The sequence below is a fragment of the Janibacter sp. YB324 genome (assembly GCF_014217915.1).
In the GTDB taxonomy this organism is placed as follows: domain Bacteria; phylum Actinomycetota; class Actinomycetes; order Actinomycetales; family Dermatophilaceae; genus Janibacter; species Janibacter indicus.
Genome location: NZ_CP060120.1, coordinates 703917 through 718899 on the forward strand (window position 1 = coordinate 703917; position 14983 = coordinate 718899).

Here is a 14983-nt window from a genome sequence, read left to right on the forward strand (position 1 = left end):
GCCTTAGATCGTGGCCGAGGACACCCTGAGACTCTGTGGCAGGCGGCGGGGCGCGCTGGGATACTGACCCGGATCCTTGAACCACGAGAGCAAAGGTGGACGCATGTCCCGACTGCAGACGACCGACGGACTGACCGAGGAGCAGGTCGACCTGCTGGGCCTGGTCAAGGAGTTCGTCGACGAGCAGATCATCCCGGTCGCGCAGGAGCTCGAGCACGCGGACGAGTACCCGCAGAAGATCGTCGACCAGATGAAGGAGATGGGGATCTTCGGCCTGATGATCCCCGAGGAGTTCGGCGGGCTCGGCGAGTCGCTGCTCACCTACGCGCTGTGCGTCGAGGAGATCGCCCGCGGCTGGATGCCGGTCTCCGGCATCATCAACACCCACTTCATCGTGGCCTACATGATCCTCAAGCACGGCACGGAGGAGCAGAAGCAGCACTACCTGCCGAAGATGGCCACCGGTGAGATCCGGGGCGCCTTCTCGATGAGCGAGCCGGGGCTCGGCTCCGACGTCGCCGGCATCAAGACCAAGGCCGTGCGCGACGGCGACAGCGACGACTGGACGATCACCGGCCAGAAGATGTGGCTGACCAACGGCGCCTCCGCCAACCTCGTTGCGGTGCTCGTCAAGACCGACCTCGGTCACGACAGCCCGCACAAGAACATGACGACCTTCCTCATCGACAAGACCGAGGGCTTCGGCGAGACCGCCCAGGGCGTCACCGTCCCCGGCAAGATCGACAAGATGGGCTACAAGGGCGTCGACACGACCGAGCTCATCCTTGAGGGCCACCGGACGACGACCGGCCAGATCCTCGGCGGCGAGCCGGGCAAGGGCTTCTACCAGATGATGGACGGCGTCGAGGTCGGCCGCGTCAACGTCGCCTCCCGCGCCTGCGGCCTGGCGATGCGCGCCTTCGAGCTCGGTGTCCAGTACGCGCAGCAGCGCGAGACCTTCGGCAAGAAGATCGTCGACCACCAGGCGATCCTCTTCCGCATCGCCGACATGGCGAGCAAGGTCGAGGCCGCGCACCAGCTGATGGTCAAGGCCGCCCGTCTGAAGGACAAGGGCGAGCGCAACGACCTCGAGGCCGGTATCGCGAAGTACATGGCGGCCGAGTACTGCGCCGACGTGGTGAACCAGTCCTTCCGCATCCACGGTGGCTTCGGCTACTCCAAGGAGTACGAGATCGAGCGGATCTACCGAGAGGCCCCGATGCTGCTCATCGGTGAGGGCACCGCCGAGATCCAGAAGATGATCATCGGCAAGAGCATCCTCAAGGACTACCAGCTCAAGGGGTGATGTCCGGGTCGGTGCCGGCACCGACACCCGTCGCTCCGACGAAGGGGGCTGGCCGTCACTCGAAGCAGGTGACGGTCAGCCCCCTTCGTCCCGTCCGCCCCGTACACCGGGCCCACAGGTCCGGGTGGGATACTGGACCCATGAGCACCCAGCCCGGTATGGCCGCCCACATGCAGCAGTTCCTGCGTCTGGAGTACCCGATGTCGTTGGCGATCTACGACAGCTATGCCGAGGCTCAGCACACGGTGGACTTCCTCGCCGACAAGGAGTTCCCGGTCCAGGACGTCATGATCGTCGGCACCGATCTCAAGCAGGTCGAGCGGGTCCGCGGGCGGCTGACGAGCGGCAAGGTCGTCCTCGGTGGACTGCTCTCCGGCATCTGGATCGGTGTCTTCGTCGGCCTGATCTTCGCGATGTTCGAGGGCAGCGAGGGCCTGCTCGTGCGGCTGGCCTCGACGATGGCGATGGGCGCGCTCTTCGGTGCGGTGTGGGCCTGGCTCGGCTACCGCTCCACCGGCGGCCAGCGCGACTTCACCTCGGTCAGCCAGGTCGTCGCGTCGCGTTACGAGGTGCTCACCGAGCACAAGCACGCCGCCCGCGCGCGTGAGCTGCTCCACGAGCTCGACCCGACGCGCGCGGCCCGGGAGCAGCTGGCCCGCAATCAGGCAGCGGCACGGGCCGAGGGTGAGCGGATGCGCCGCGAGGCCGAGCACGGCCAGCAGGGCTGAGTCCGCCCCTTCCGCTCGGGTCGGGGCGGGACTAGCGTCGTCGGTGTGAGCACCCAGCCCGACCTGGCCGCCCTCGACGAGACCACCTTCGATTCCGTGCTGTGCGTCGTCGCCCACCCCGACGACATCGAGTACGGCACCTCCGCCGCTATCGCCAAGTGGACCGCGGCGGGCAAGCGCGTGCGCTACTTCCTGCTGACCCGTGGTGAGGCGGGCATCGACACGATGGACCCGGTCGACGCCGCGCCCGCCCGCGCCGACGAGGAGCGCGCGAGCGCTGCGGTCGTCGGTGTCGAGGAGGTCGAGTTCGGCGACCACTCCGACGGGACCATCGAGTACGGGCTGCCCCTGCGGCGTGACATCGCCGCGGCGATCCGGCGGGCTCGCCCCGACCTCGTCATCGGCACGACCTTCGACGTGACCTTCCCGGGCGGCATCCTCAACCAGGCCGACCACCGGGCCGTGGGCCTCGCGACCGTCGACGCCTGCGCCGACGCCGGCAACCGGTGGATCTTCCCCGAGCTCGTCGACGACGGCCTCGAGCCCTGGCACGTCACGCTGCTCGCCGTCGGCGGCAGCCAGCGGCCCAGCCACTTCGTGGACGTCACCGGGCACCTCGACGACGCCATCGAGTCGCTCGAGGAGCACCGCCTCTACAACGACGCGCTGCCCGACGACTTCCCCCAGCCCGCGCAGCTGCTCGGCCACATCCTCGGCGAGGGCGGGCAGGCGGTCGCCGACCCGGCCGTCGAGCACGCGCTGCTGCTGGAGGTCTTCGAGCGGTAGGGGAACCGGCGCCCCCTTCGCTGCCTCCAAGCCTCATGACACAGCACGCAGCCGCGCCATGTGCTGTGTCGCGCTGGCCCTGAGCATGAGCCGGTGACGACGACCGCACGGACCTCGTCGTCGTCGTCGACCTCGCGGAAGGTCGCCTCGAGCTCGTCGGCCATGGTCACCGTGAAGGAGTTCATCGCCTCCGGCCGATCGAGGGTGACGAGGAGGATCCCGTCGGTGATGCTCAGGGAGAGGGTCTCGTGGTCGGTCCGCATCGTGCCTCCGTCGTGATGGCGTGCGGGTGGTCTCCGCACGCGGGGTCGTCGTGCGGTCGATGGTCTCGCACGGCGCTCGAGGACGTCACCGCCGCAGGACCACATAGCCCGCGCGCTCCCAGACCAGCTCGTAGCCGTCCTGCTCGATCGAGTGCTCGACGAGCTCCTCGGACCACGCGCGGCCGTGGGCATTGCGCCCGGTGTCGGTGCGCCGGTCGAGCAGCATCCACTCCGGGCGACGGGTCTCCTCGTCGGTGTAGTTGGGGTGCACGTGCAGGACGGTTCGGTCGGCGAGGAGGTGCGGCGCGAGGTGGTCGTCGGCGGCGACCTCGGCACCGACGGGGACCTGGTCGAGCGCGGCGCGCGCGTCGGCGCAGCGGGCGCACGGGGTGAGCTGTCGCTCGACCTCGTCGACGAGCGGGCCGGTCCACACCGCCCACACGGCGACGGCGACCGACAGCCCGACGGTGGCCCGGAGGAGGGCCTGCGACCGGGTCCGGGCGAGCCCGTCGACGGCCGCACAGGCGAGGACCACGGCCGGCAGCAGCGAGTAGTGGTAGTCCAGCCCCCAGTAGGAGTCGTTGGACGAGGCCATGCGCAGCCCCAGGGGTGCCGCCGCGGCGAGCACGAGCGGGGAGCGAAGGGAGAGCAGCCCGGCGCTCGCGACGAGGACGAGGACCGTGATGCTCCCTCGCCCGTCGGCGACGAGGCTGTCCCAGACGTGCTGCGGCGCAACGCTCGTCGTGCCCGAGTAGGGGTAGATCCCGCGGGGGTTGAGGGCCGGGATGATGACGCGCAGGGCGAGGACGAGCGCGACGCCTGCCCACACCGCGAGGGCGGCCGCCAGCCGACGCCGGCCGGCGACGAGCAGGGCGAGGGCGAAGCCGAGCACGAGGACGGCCATGTCCTCCTTGACCAGCGGGAAGAGCGCGACCCAGATGGCCGTGCGGTTCCACCGGCGACGCACGAAGTCGGCTCCGGCCAGGGCCACGAGGGGTGCGCCGAGGGCCACCTCGTGCACGTCGAAGACGACAGCCGCCTGGACCCCGACCGACAGGGCGAGCAGGACGGTGAGCAGCAGGCCCAGCCGCGTGCCGAGTCTCTCCACGGCCAGCCGCCCCACGATCGCCACGGCGATCGCCACGCACACGGCCTGGGCGACGAGCAGCGAGCGCGGGTCGCCCCACAACCTCCACGGGACCCCCAGCAGGAGGACCACGGGGTGGAGGTGGTCGCCGAAGATGAGGTAGTCGGCCCCCTTCATCTCGCTGTAGGGGGCCTCACCGGAGGCGACCCGGCGGGCCACCTGGCCGAAGATCGCCAGGTCCATGCCGCTGAGGTATCGCTCGTGCCGCAGGCAGGAGAGCACCGCGTAGAGAGCGCCCGCCACGGCGGCGACCAGCCACGGGCTCAGGCCCCCGGCGCGACCCGGTGCCGGGCCCTCTCCCTGCTGCCCCCCGGCCATAACGGACGCTGCCCGTCAGCGGGGGATGAGCACCGTGTAGTCGAGGTCGAGGACGACCTCGGGCAGGTACTTGCCGTCCTCGCCCTTGTAGGGGAAGTCGGCGCACGGGGTGTCCTTGGTCGCGACCGTGCGCAGACGCAGCGCGCCGACGTCGGTGCGGCCGGGAAGCTCGATGCGCTCGAGGACCTCCGACCAGGCGTAGATCGTGTCGCCGGCGAAGGTCGGGTTGGCGTGCGCGCCGGCGTTGATCGCCGCGATCAGCTGGCCGTTGGCCAGGCCGTTGAAGGACAGGGCGCGCGCGAGGCTGATGATGTGGCCGCCGTAGATGAGGCGGCGCCCGATCTTGGCCTGCGACTGGGCATGCTGGTTGAAGTGGACCTTCGCGGTGTTCTGGTAGAGCCGCGTGGCCAGCATGTGGTCCGACTCCTCGATCGTCATGCCGTCGACGTGGTCGATGCGCTCGCCGACCTCGTAGTCACCCCAGAGGAAGGGCGAGCCCGCGAGCTCGACGTCGTAGTCGCGACCGGTGAGGTCGAAGGGGACCAGGAGGTCCTCTGCCGCAACGGCGCCCGGCAGGTCGGGGATGACCGTCTCGGGGGCGGGGGAGGAGGCGTCCTGCTTGTTGACCATGACCCAGCGGACGTAGTCGACGACCATCTCGCCGCGCTGGTTGACGCCGACCGAGTTGACGTAGACGACGCCGGTGCGGCCGTTGGAGTTCTCCTTCAGGCCGATGACCGTCGAGGTCGTCGTCACCGTGTCACCGACGTGCAGCGGCGCCCCGAAGCGACCGCCCGCGTAGCCGAGGTTGGCCACGGCGTTGAGGCTGATGTCGGGCACCGACTTGCCGAAGACGAGGTGGAAGGCGAGCAGGGAGTCGACCGGCATCCGCTCGAAGCCCATCGACTCGGCGAAGGTCGCCGCGCTCGTCGCCGCGAAGCGCGAGCCGTAGAGCCCGGTGTAGAGCGCGATGTCGCCCTCGGTCACCGTGCGCGGCGTCGCGTGCCGGATCTCCTGCCCGATCGCGAAGTCCTCGAAGTAGTTGCCGGGGACCGTCTTGGTCGACATGTGCGCGGGCCTTTCGGTGGGGGCGAAGGGGGTCGGTGACATCTTCCCCCTTCGCCCCCGTGGTGGTCAGGCCGTCCGGCTGTTGACCCGGCCACACCCGGCCGGGAAGCGCGCGACTGGCCGAGATCGCCGGACCTGGCCGCGCAATTGCTCGGTCAACTCCGGGTTTCCCGGCCATCTCCGGACTTCTCGGCCGTCGTGGGCAGCGCAGCCCGGTGGCCTGTGGATGACGCCGGCGAGCGAAGGGAGGACCCCGCAAGGATGTCGTGATGGATCCACGACTCGCAGGTGTGCTCGTCGCGGGCGGTCAGGTGTGCACGACCGCCAGGCTGCGGGCGATCGAGATCGACGCGGACGCGACCGAGCGTCTGGTGCGGTCCGGCGAGCTGGTGCGGCTGCGTCGGGGGCTCTTCGCCGCGGGCGAGACATGGCGCTCGGCGAAGCCAGAGGCGCGTCTTGCCCTGTGCACCCGAGCCGTCCTGGGGGAGCGGCGGGGGGCAGCTGCGTCGCACGCCAGCGCCGCGGTGCTCCACGGGCTGCCGCTCTGGGGCGTGGGGCTCTCGACCGTCGAGGTGATCTGCTCGTCGCCCCGACGGCGGCTGCGTGGGGGTGTGCGCCTGCATCCCTGGCCCGACGGGGTGGAGGCCGAGGTCGTCGACGGACTGCGGGTGGTCTCCGTGGGGATGGCCATCGCGCAGGTCACCGACGAGTACGGCTTCCTCCCCGGTCTCGTCAGCCTCGACGGGGCGCTGCACGCGGAGCAGGTGACGGGGGCGCAGGTCGAGGCTGCGGGCGTGGCACTCGGGCTTCGTGGACTGGCAGCCGGACGTCTGCGGCGGGTCGTCGCGGAGGCCGACCCAGAGTGCGAGTCGGTCGGAGAGACGCGTACTCGGGTGCTCCTGCGGGACCTCGGGCTGTCCCTGCGCAGCCAGGTCGAGATCTTCGACCGGCGCGGCAAGATCGGGCGGGTGGACTTCCTCGTGGGGGAGCGAGTGGTGGTCGAGTTCGACGGGCTCGTCAAGTACGAGGGGCACGAAGGCCGGCGAGCGCTCGCGGCGGAGAAGGCCCGCGAGGACCGGCTGCGAGCTGCTGGCTACGCCGTCGTGCGTCTCGTCTGGACCGACCTCGATCAGCCGGAGCGGGTGCTCGCGATGGTCCAGCAGGCGATGGCGCGGGTGGCCTGACCGGGATGAGCGCAGATGGCCGGGAAGTCCGGGGATGACCGCGCAATTGCTCGGCCAACTCCGGACTTCCCGGCCATCTCAGGACTTCCCGGCCATCCGCCCGCGTGGGAGGGCGAAGGGAGGTCAGCGCCCCTGGACCTCGGCGATCCAGGCCTCGACCTCGTCGGCGGTGTGCGGCCAGTCGCCGGAGAGGTTGCGGCAGCCGTCCTCGGTGACGACGACGTCGTCCTCGAGGCGCACGCCGATGCCGCGGAATCGCTCGGGCACCTTGAGGTCGTCGGCCTTGAAGTAGATGCCCGGCTCGACGGTGAGGACCATGCCCGGCTGCAGCTCGGCGTCCATGTACTCCTCGCGGGTCGCCAGGGCGCAGTCGTGCACGTCGATGCCGAGGTGGTGGCTCGTGCCGTGCACCATCCAGCGGCGGTGGTACTGGCCGTGCTCGGTGTCGAGGGTGTCCTCGACCGAGACGCCCTCGGGCAGCAGGCCCCACGCGTGCAGGTGCTCGGCGACGACGCGGATCGCCGCGGCGTGGACGTCGGAGAACTTGTTGCCCGGCTTGACCGCGGCGATGCCGGCGGCCTGCGCGGCGGCGACGGCCTCGTGGACCTCGCGCTGGGTGGGGGAGAAGGTGCCGCTCACCGGCAGGGTGCGGGTGATGTCGGCGGTGAAGAGGGAGTCGAGCTCGACCCCGGCGTCGAGGAGGATGAGGTCGCCGTCCTTGACCTCGCCGTCGTTCTTGATCCAGTGCAGCGTGTTGGCGTGGTCGCCGGAGGCGCAGATCGAGTCGTAGCCGACGCCATTGCCCTGGTGCCGGGCGTGCAGGCCGAAGGTGCCCTCGACCCAGCGCTCGCCGCGGCCCCGCTCGGGCAGGCCCGGCAGCTCGCGGATGACCGCCTCGAACCCGACCTTGGTCGCGTCGACGGCCTGCTGCATCTGGCCGAGCTCCCAGTCGTCCTTGATCATCCGCAGGTGCGACAGGTCGTGGGCGAGCGCGGCATCGGCCTCGGCGAGCGACTCGGCGTCGGCGCCGGCCTGCGCGCGGACGGTGTCGAGGCGGGCGGTGAGGTCGCGGTCGGCGTCGCGGACGAGGCGGACGGTGACCTGCCCGGCGTCCTTGCCGACGGCGTCCTCGAGCTGGTCGACGTGCCGGCCGACGAGGCCCAGCTCGGCCTCGATGTCCTCGATCGACGGGCGCGCGCCGACCCAGAACTCGCCGTAGCGGGCGTCGCCGAAGAACTCCTCGGAGTCGCGCGGCGCGAGCGGGCGGAAGTAGAGGCTCGCCTCGTGGCCGGCCTGCTCGTCGGGGCCGCCGAGGGGCTCCATGACGAGGACCGCGTCGGGCTCGCGGTCGGCGCCGAGACCGGTGAGGTGGGCGAAGGCGGAGTGCGGGCGGAAGACGTAGTCGCAGTCGTTGCTGCGGACCTTGAGCCCGCCGGCGGGGATGACGAGGCGCTCGCCCTGGTGGGCGGTGGAGACGGCGGCGCGGCGCTCGGCGGCCCGCTCGGCCGCCTCGGTGAGCGTCGGGCGCTGGTCCGACCGCGGGGACCAGTCCTCGGCGACGAAGGCCCGGAACTCGTCGGTCGTCGGTCGCTTGCGGTTGTCTGCCTGCTGCTGCTCCTCGCTCATCGCCCCATCGTCTCACCTCGTGGATCGTCGTCTCAGTCGGGCGAAGGGAGTGCCCCTCGCCTGCCCGGGTCGGCCAGCGCCGCCACCTGCTCCTCGAGGTGGCGGCGCTGGGCGGGTGCCGTCGTGAGGCTGATCGCCCGCTGCCACGCCGTGCGGGCCTCGTCCGCGCGTCCGAGCAGCGCGAGCAGGTGCCCTCGCGCGGCCCACTCCGGCTGGAAGGCCGGCCGCACGGGCTCGAGGGCGTCGAGCAGGTCGAGTCCCGCCTGCGGGCCCACGCCCTCGGCCGTGACGACCGCGTGCGAGACCCGTGCACCTCGCGTTGGGGCGAGGGCCAGGAGCATCTCGTGGAGACGACGCAGAGCGGACCAGTCCGTGCGGCCGGTGCGCCGGCGTGCGCAGTGCACGGCCTGGATCGCGGCCTCGACCTGGAAGCGGCCGAGCTCGCCGAGCGCGTGACCGGCCCGCAGGTGCTCCTCGCCGCGCGCGATGAGGTCCGGGTCCCACAGCCTGGGGTCCTGCTCGGCGAGGGGGACGAAGCCGTCGCGGCCTCCTCGGGCGGGCAGCCGCGAGGCGGAGAGGGCCACGAGGGCGGCGAGCCCGTGGGCCTCGGCGTCGTGGGGTGCGAGGCGGGTGAGCAGCTCGGAGAGGTGCAGTGCCTCGCCGACGAGGTCGGAGACCGGCTCGGGGTCGGAGCTGGCCCACTCGATGGCGTGCACCCCGTGCACCGCCTCCCGGATCGCCGCCATCCGCTCGGGCAGCACGTCCGAGCCGGGCACCTCGACGGGGATGCCGCGCTCGCGGATGCGGCGCTTGGCGCGCACGAGCCGTGAGGCCATGGTCGTCGTCGGGACGGACATCGCGCGGCCGATCTGTTCCGCGGTGCACCCGAGCACGACGCCCAGCATGAGCGGGGTGCGCACTCCCGGGTCGATCGCGGGGTGCGCGCAGGCGGCCATCAGGGCGAGACGGTGGTCGGGCAGGGCGTCGGGGTCGACGTCCTCGAGCAGGGCGGGTGAGTGCCGGTCCGGCTCGAGCTCGACGGAGGTCCGGTGGGAGGCGGAGCGCCACCGGTCCCGTTGCCGGTTGCGGGCGACCGTCAGCAGCCACGCCTCCGGCCGGTCAGGGATGCCGTCCTCCGGCCAGCGGCGCAGTGCGCGCTCCAGGGCGTCGCCGAGGGCGTCCTCCGCCGCGGCGATGTCGCCGTCGGCGGCGGCGAGGAGGGCGACGAGCCGGCCGTAGCCGGTGCGGGCGACCTCGGCCGCCCGCACCGCCGCGTCAGCCCGCGGGGACCCAGGTGCCATCGACGACGGAGACGGCGCTCGGCCGGACCTCGACGGTGCCGTAGGAGGTGACGGGGTGCCGCTCCGCCCAGGCCAGAGCGGCATCCAGGTCGGGCACGTCGAGGACGAAGACGCCGGCGAGCGCCTCCTTGGTGTCGGCGAAGGGTCCGTCCTGGATCTCGACCTTGCCGTGTCGCCGGGTCACCGTCGTGGTCATGTCGGCGGGACGCAGCATCTCGGCGGCGACGAGCACACCGGCCGCGTGCAGCGCGGCGGCGTAGTCGCCCATGAGGCCCTGCATCTCGGCCATCGCTTCCTGGGAGACCTGCCCCTGGGCGGGCTCGGGGGCGCTGATGACGAGTGTGTAGCGCATGATCGATCCTCTCGTTGACGCGGTCACGTGTCGACCGCTGCACCCTGATGACGATCGTGCCCCGGCCGGATCGGCGGCTCTGCGCACACTTCTCTGTCAGCCTCCGGGCCGGCTGGTTGGATGGGCCCATGATCGACACCCCGCTCATCCGCATCGACCGGCACGAGTCCGGCGTCGTCGAGGTCGTCCTCGACCGCCCCGAGGCGATGAACGCCGTCTCCACGCAGATGGCCACCGCGCTCACCGCGGCCGGTGCCTCCCTCGCCGAGGACACCTCGGTGCGCGCGGTGGTGCTCACCTCGAGCCACGACAAGGCCTTCTGCGTCGGTGCCGACCTCAAGGAGCGCAACGGCTTGAGCGACGAGCAGCTGCGCGCCCAGCGCCCCGGCAACCGCCTCGCCTACCGCGCCCTGCTCGACCTGCCCGTGCCGACGATCGCCGCGGTCGACGGCTATGCCATGGGCGGTGGCTGCGAGCTGGCCCTGGCCTGCGACCTCATCGTCGCCGGCCCGCGGGCGCTCTTCGCGCTGCCGGAGGTCTCCGTCGGGGTCATCCCCGGGGGCGGGGGCACCCAGCTGATGACCCGCCGCATCGGCTGGTCGCGGGCCGCCGACCTGATCTTCACCGCCCGCCGCATCGACGCCGAGGAGGCGCTGCGCCTCGGCCTGGCCGACCGCTTCGTCGACGACGCGAAGGGGGAGGCCCTCGCACTGGCGAGCACGATCGCGAAGCACTCCCCGGTCGGGGTGCGCAATGCCAAGGCCGCGATGCGCGGCGGCCTCGACGTGGGCCTCGACGAGGGGCTCGACCTCGAGGACGCCCGCTGGCACGACACCGCCTTCAGCGCCGACCGGGCGGAGGGCGTGCGCGCCTTCGCCGAGAAGCGCACGCCCGAGTGGCCCGGGCTGGGCTGAGCACGCGTCGGCGCCCCGGTCGGTGACCTAGGGCGCGCTGGCCTCGCGCTCCTGCCCGTCCGAGGTCCACGTCAGCCGGTCGACCCGGCTCGTCACGTCATCGGGGTCGGTCGTCACGACGAGCACCCACAGGTCGCTGCCGGGCGGTGACGCGACCGGGAGTCGACGAGGTCGTCCTCGTCGTCACCGGCGAAGCCGCGCACGCCGGAGGGCTCGCCGCGGACCACCGCGTAGGTGAGGTAGCCGCCCGCACCGTCGCCGAGCACCATGACGTCGGCGAGCTCGACGGTGCCGGACCGCACGCTCGTCGTCGACGCGGGCGGGGTCTCGGCCGGACCGAGGGTCGTCGCCGAGACGATGCCCAGGCCCCGCAGGAGGGCCGCCGCCGCGCCAGCCGTGACGGCGGCGAGTGGGCGCCGCGGGACCACCCGACGGCCCCGGCGCAGGGCGTCGTCGAGGTCGGGGGAGAGGTCGGGCACGTCCGCCGAGTGCAGGGCCGTCGCCAGCGCCGCTTCGAGGTCGTTGTGGTCGTCGTACCAGGTCTGGCTCACGACAGGCCCTCCTTCGGGGTCTCGAGATGGGTGCGCAGCCTGGCCATGCCGCGGTAGGCAGCGCTCTTGACCGCGCCGACGGAGATGCCGAGCACCTCCCCGCGCCGGACCCGGGGCCAGGCGACGTAGAGCTTGACCAGGGTCGCCTGCACGAGCTCCTCGGCGGCGTGCACGTCGCCGGTGAGGAACCACGCGGTCCGGACGAGCGCCGGCGACGCCGATGTGACGAAGGCGGTGTACCCGTCGTCACGCTCCCGGTCGTCGAACCACCCCACCTGCGTCGCCCCCTTCGTCGGTCTCGTGCCCTGCTGCTCATGACCCCTCTGCTGATCAACACGTGCGAAGGGGGCGGCAGGTTGCCTCGGGCTGTCGGCCCGAGGTCATAGGGTGCATATGTGATCGACCTGCACACCCACAGCTCCCGCAGTGACGGCACCGACGCGCCCGCCGAGCTGGTGGCCCAGGCGGCGCAGGCCGGGCTGGGCACGCTGGCGATCACCGACCACGACACGACGGCGGGGTGGGACGAGGCGGCGGAGGCCGCCCAGCGGCACGGGGTCGCCCTCGTGCGCGGCGCCGAGCTGTCGACGCGTCACCACTGGCGCTCGGTCCACCTGCTCGCCTACCTGTTCGACCCGACCGACGCGGCCCTCGTCGCCGAGATGGCCCGCATGCGTGACGACCGGGTGCCGCGCCTGCAGCGGATCGTCGACCGGATGGCGGCCGACGGCTTCGACGTCACGTGGGCCGACGTCATGGCGCAGGTCGAGGAGGGCGCCTCGCTCGGTCGCCCCCACCTGGCCGATGCGCTCGTGGCCAAGGGCATCGCGGCCCACCGCAACGAGGTCTTCGACCAGTGGCTGCACAACGGCTCCGCCTACTACGAGCCGCACTACGCCGTCGAGACCGCCGAGGCCGTGCGGCTCGTGCGCGCAGCCGGTGGGGTTCCGGTCGTCGCGCACCCCTTTGCCACCAAGCGCCAGCGCTCGCTCGACGGCGACGACGTGGCCGAGCTCGTCGAGGCCGGCCTCGCCGGCATCGAGGTCGACCACCGCGACCACGACGACGCGGGGCGGGCCCTCGCCCGCGAGCTCGCCGACCGCCACGACCTCGTGCCCACCGGCAGCAGCGACTTCCACGGCGACGGCAAGACCAACCGCCTCGGCGAAAACACCACGGCGCCGGAGTCGCTCGCCCGCATCGAGGCGCTCGCGACCGGCGTGCCGGTGCTGCGGTGACCAGCTCGCCGGGCGGCGCCGCAGGCGAGGACGAGCGCCGGCAGCACGTCATCGAGACGCTCGAGGCGGCCTTCGCCGACCTCATGGCGGCCTCAGCCGACGCCTTCCGGGTGAAGTTCCGCAAGATGGCCGACTCTCCCTTCGCCTTCTACCGGGGCAGCGCCTGCCTCTTCCACCGCGACATGGTCAACCTCGACGAGCCGTGGGCCGACGAGCGGACCTCGCGCATGTGGATCCACGGCGACCTCCACCCCGAAAACTTCGGCACCTACGTCAACTCCCACGGCGAGCTCGTCTTCGACGTCAATGACTACGACGAGGCCTACGTCGGACCCTTCACCTGGGACCTGCGGCGCTTCGTCGCCGGTCTGGCGGTCATGGGCTGGCGCAAGGCCCTGCCCGAGCAGGCGGTGCGCGACCTCGCGGCCACCTACCTGCGCAGCTACCTCGAGCTCGTCCAGGAGTTCGTCGACGGTGCCGACGACACCGAGTTCGCGCTGCGGCTGGGCAACACCGACGGCGCGGTCCACGCGACGATCCAGCGGGCCCGACGCAACAGCCGCGCCGGGATGCTCGACGCGATGAGCGAGGTGACCGACGAGGGGCGGGTCTTCACCGACGGGGTCGGCGTGCGGCGCCTCGACGACGCCGAGCGCGAGCAGGTCCTCGAGGCCTACGGTCGATACCTCGAGACGATCCCCGAGGCCAAGCGCGCCGAGCACGAGACCTTCTACGAGGTCAAGGACGTCGTCGGGCGGTCCGGCTTCGGCATCGGCAGCGCCGGGCTGCCCGCCTACAGCCTGCTCATCGAGGGCTACAACGAAGCCCACGAAAATGACGTCGTCCTGTCGATGAAGCAGGCCAACCGCCCCGCGCTCGCCGACGTCGTCGACCTGCCGCGGGCTCGCGAGCTCTTCGCCCACGAGGGCGAGCGGACCGTCGTCAGCCAGCGTGCGCTGCAGGTGCACGCCGACCCGCTCCTCGGCTACACGACCGTCGACGGGGTCGGCTACGTCGTCGACGAGGTCTCGCCCTACGAGATCGACCTGTCGTGGGTCGACCTGCACGAGCCGGTCGACATCGAGCCGGTCGTCGTGGCCCTCGGGCGGGCGACGGCCAAGATCCACTGCGTCTCCGACGCCGACAGCGACCACACGGTCGTCGACTTCCACACCGAGGCAGCCATCGCCGAGGCGGTGGCGGGTCACGAGGAGGAGTTCGTCGAGCAGCTCGTCGACTTCGCGATCGACTACGCCGACCGGGTCCGGGCTGACCACGCACTCTTCGTCAGCGCCTTCCGCGAAGGGCGCATCGGCGCGGTCGACGCCGTGCGGTGACGTGACCGGCGCCGCGGGGTGGCGTGCCCCCCGCCGGGCGCTGACCTGAGAGGATGGCGGCGCATCCCGACGGACGGAAGGGCCCACACGTGGCACGCGCGAAGAAGGCGGCGATCATCGCGGTCGCCAACCAGAAGGGGGGCGTCGCCAAGACGACGTCCGTGGCCTCGATCGGTGCCGCGATGGCCGAGCTCGGCCGGCGGGTCCTCCTCGTCGACCTCGACCCGCAGGCAAGCCTGACCTTCAGCCTCGGCATCGACCCCGACGCGGTCGAGCTCTCGGTCAACGAGGTCGTCCTCGGCCAGGCCGAGATCGGCGACGCGATCCTCGAGGCGAGCGACGGCATCGACCTGCTGCCCTCGACGATCGAGCTCGCCGGCTCCGAGGCCCAGCTGCTCACCCGCCCCGGGCGCGAGTTCGTCCTCCAGTCGGTGCTCGAGGACGTGCGCGGCGACTACGACGTCATCCTCCTCGACTGCAGCCCCAGCCTGGGGGTGCTCACCCTCTCGGCGCTCACCGCGGCGACCGGCCTGATCATCCCGATGCAGGCAGAGATGCTCAGCCACCGCGGCGTCGGCCAGCTCCTCGACACGGTCAAGGACGTCAAGCGCCTGCTCAACAAGAAGCTCAAGACCATCGGCATCCTCCCGACGATGTACGACGGCCGCTCCAACCACTCCCGCGAGGTCCTCGAGGACCTCGGCACCCGCTACAAGCTGCCGGTGCTCTCGCCGCCGATCCCGCGCACGGTGCGCTTCGCCGAGGCGCCCGCCGCCGGTCGCTCGATCCTCGACACCGCCCGCTCCAGCAAGGGCGCGACCGCCTACCGCGAGGTCACCGAAGCCATCCTCGCGGCGATCTGAG

The 14983-nt window shown here is 71.9% G+C and carries 15 protein-coding genes and 1 pseudogene; 8 read left to right on the forward strand and 8 right to left on the reverse strand.

All coding sequences use genetic code 11. From position 1 onward, the window contains the following. Positions 1–103 precede the first annotated feature (103 nt). The 3 genes from H7A72_RS03540 to H7A72_RS03550 all read left to right on the forward strand — a co-directional run bounded on the left by H7A72_RS03540 (position 104) and on the right by H7A72_RS03550 (position 2820). Entirely contained in the window at positions 104–1306 is a 1203-nt protein-coding gene (locus H7A72_RS03540; RefSeq protein WP_185221647.1) for an acyl-CoA dehydrogenase family protein, read from the forward strand. A gap of 140 nt (positions 1307–1446) precedes the next feature. Beyond that, on the forward strand, positions 1447–2034 hold the full coding sequence (locus tag H7A72_RS03545; RefSeq protein WP_185221648.1) for a general stress protein: 588 nt from the start codon (positions 1447–1449) through the stop codon (positions 2032–2034). A gap of 45 nt (positions 2035–2079) precedes the next feature. Then, positions 2080–2820, forward strand: a complete 741-nt coding sequence (locus H7A72_RS03550; RefSeq protein ID WP_185221649.1) for a PIG-L deacetylase family protein — start codon at positions 2080–2082, stop codon at positions 2818–2820. 98 nt (positions 2821–2918) lie between these two features. Here the strand turns inward: H7A72_RS03550 and H7A72_RS17050 are convergent. The 3 genes and pseudogenes from H7A72_RS17050 to H7A72_RS03565 all read right to left on the reverse strand — a co-directional run. Further along, positions 2919–3275 (reverse strand): annotated as a pseudogene (locus H7A72_RS17050) (enoyl-CoA hydratase-related protein); the annotation flags it as partial. Then, positions 3169–4548 carry a DUF2079 domain-containing protein gene (locus H7A72_RS03560; protein ID WP_185221650.1) on the reverse strand — a complete coding sequence of 460 codons (1380 nt, stop codon included), beginning with the start codon at positions 4546–4548 and terminating at the stop codon, positions 3169–3171. The gene H7A72_RS03560 and the pseudogene H7A72_RS17050, both read right to left, overlap by 107 nt. A gap of 15 nt (positions 4549–4563) precedes the next feature. Further along, positions 4564–5616, reverse strand: coding sequence for a MaoC family dehydratase (locus H7A72_RS03565; RefSeq protein ID WP_185221651.1), 1053 nt, complete (start codon positions 5614–5616; stop codon positions 4564–4566). 269 nt (positions 5617–5885) lie between these two features. Here H7A72_RS03565 and H7A72_RS03570 point away from each other — a divergent pair, with 269 nt between their 5' ends. Next, complete coding sequence (locus H7A72_RS03570) at positions 5886–6800, forward strand: hypothetical protein (protein ID WP_185221652.1); 915 nt, start codon at positions 5886–5888, stop codon at positions 6798–6800. A gap of 123 nt (positions 6801–6923) precedes the next feature. Here H7A72_RS03570 and H7A72_RS03575 read toward each other — a convergent pair whose 3' ends face one another. Genes H7A72_RS03575 through H7A72_RS03585 form a run of 3 tightly spaced genes read right to left on the reverse strand, consistent with a single transcriptional unit; the run spans position 6924 to position 10079 of the window. Then, positions 6924–8426: an aminopeptidase P family protein gene (locus tag H7A72_RS03575; RefSeq protein ID WP_185221653.1), complete on the reverse strand. Its 1503-nt coding sequence runs from the start codon at positions 8424–8426 to the stop codon at positions 6924–6926. Between the two features lie 32 nt (positions 8427–8458). Then, positions 8459–9727 (reverse strand): RNA polymerase sigma factor, encoded by a 1269-nt coding sequence (locus H7A72_RS03580; RefSeq protein ID WP_084450106.1) that lies wholly within the window; start codon positions 9725–9727, stop codon positions 8459–8461. Further along, complete coding sequence (locus H7A72_RS03585; protein ID WP_084450107.1) at positions 9702–10079, reverse strand: YciI family protein; 378 nt, start codon at positions 10077–10079, stop codon at positions 9702–9704. Before H7A72_RS03585 ends, H7A72_RS03580 begins: the two co-directional genes overlap by 26 nt. Positions 10080–10207: 128 nt before the next feature. Here H7A72_RS03585 and H7A72_RS03590 point away from each other — a divergent pair, with 128 nt between their 5' ends. After that, a complete protein-coding gene (locus tag H7A72_RS03590; protein ID WP_185221654.1) occupies positions 10208–10993 on the forward strand; it encodes an enoyl-CoA hydratase/isomerase family protein in 786 nt (261 codons plus the stop codon). Positions 10994–11106: 113 nt separating this feature from the next. Here the strand turns inward: H7A72_RS03590 and H7A72_RS03595 are convergent, their stop codons facing one another. Both H7A72_RS03595 and H7A72_RS03600 read right to left on the reverse strand, forming a co-directional pair. Next, positions 11107–11544 carry a hypothetical protein gene (locus H7A72_RS03595; RefSeq protein WP_084450109.1) on the reverse strand — a complete coding sequence of 146 codons (438 nt, stop codon included), beginning with the start codon at positions 11542–11544 and terminating at the stop codon, positions 11107–11109. Continuing rightward, positions 11541–11819 (reverse strand): sigma factor, encoded by a 279-nt coding sequence (locus H7A72_RS03600; RefSeq protein ID WP_185221655.1) that lies wholly within the window; start codon positions 11817–11819, stop codon positions 11541–11543. Before H7A72_RS03600 ends, H7A72_RS03595 begins: the two co-directional genes overlap by 4 nt. A 120-nt stretch (positions 11820–11939) precedes the next feature. Between H7A72_RS03600 and H7A72_RS03605 the strand changes: the two genes are divergently transcribed. The 3 genes from H7A72_RS03605 (at position 11940) to H7A72_RS03615 (ending at position 14982) form a co-directional block, all read left to right on the forward strand. Next, complete coding sequence (locus H7A72_RS03605) at positions 11940–12782, forward strand: PHP domain-containing protein (RefSeq protein ID WP_185221656.1); 843 nt, start codon at positions 11940–11942, stop codon at positions 12780–12782. Then, complete coding sequence (locus tag H7A72_RS03610) at positions 12779–14119, forward strand: DUF2252 domain-containing protein (RefSeq protein ID WP_223277769.1); 1341 nt, start codon at positions 12779–12781, stop codon at positions 14117–14119. The genes H7A72_RS03605 and H7A72_RS03610 overlap by 4 nt, the downstream gene beginning before the upstream one ends. A gap of 89 nt (positions 14120–14208) precedes the next feature. Continuing rightward, positions 14209–14982 carry a ParA family protein gene (locus H7A72_RS03615; RefSeq protein ID WP_084450112.1) on the forward strand — a complete coding sequence of 258 codons (774 nt, stop codon included), beginning with the start codon at positions 14209–14211 and terminating at the stop codon, positions 14980–14982. The last annotated feature ends 1 nt before the right edge of the window (position 14983 follow it).